A 570-nucleotide genomic window follows, 5' to 3' on the forward strand; every position below is an offset into this window, starting at 1 on the left:
ATTCAATGTTTTTCAGTCAAAGAATTGATGATTGATTTGATTTTAATAGTTTATCCTAGCCCTTTTTGGCTCTTTTGATTGGAAAAAGAGTACACAAAATCAACACCATACCTAGCGAAATTTTTGTAAGGTGTTACAATAATAGAGCATAGACGGCTTTAATGATTTTGGGTTAAAGTGTAATCGTAAAGTTTGTTATGCGTAATGAGGTAATACATTGTCTGTATGAGGCGATGCATTGAGGCAATCGTATGAGGCTTAGTTGAAGTCGTCTGCGATTGTCTTTTTCGTTTCTCATAAAAGTCCGCAATGTGGCAAGGATTGGTATGGCTGGCCGAAGCAATGTTGTGAATGGTCTTGAAGAGAATCTTTCTGGCATAAGGATTGCCCCGTTTGGTGATGTGTTCTTGAGCCAGAAAGTTTCCAGATTTGTAGTGCCTGAGATCAATTCCAATAAAGGCGTTGATTTGATTGGCAGACTGAAAACGGCGAATATCTCCTAATTCGCCTATGATAGAGGTGGCTGTTGTTTCAGCGATACCAGAGATGGAGAGGAGAATCTCGTACTCT

Annotated in this window: 1 protein-coding gene; it reads right to left on the bottom strand. The window is 39.3% G+C overall.

Going from position 1 to position 570, the window contains the following annotated elements:
• Positions 1 to 158: 158 nt before the first annotated feature.
• Positions 159 to 570, bottom strand: a 412-nt coding sequence (locus HMPREF2933_RS05895) for a transposase (RefSeq protein ID WP_142350131.1), incomplete at its 5' end; no start/stop codon positions are given.

Source organism: Streptococcus sp. HMSC066F10 (assembly GCF_001813805.1).
Taxonomy (GTDB): domain Bacteria; phylum Bacillota; class Bacilli; order Lactobacillales; family Streptococcaceae; genus Streptococcus; species Streptococcus vaginalis.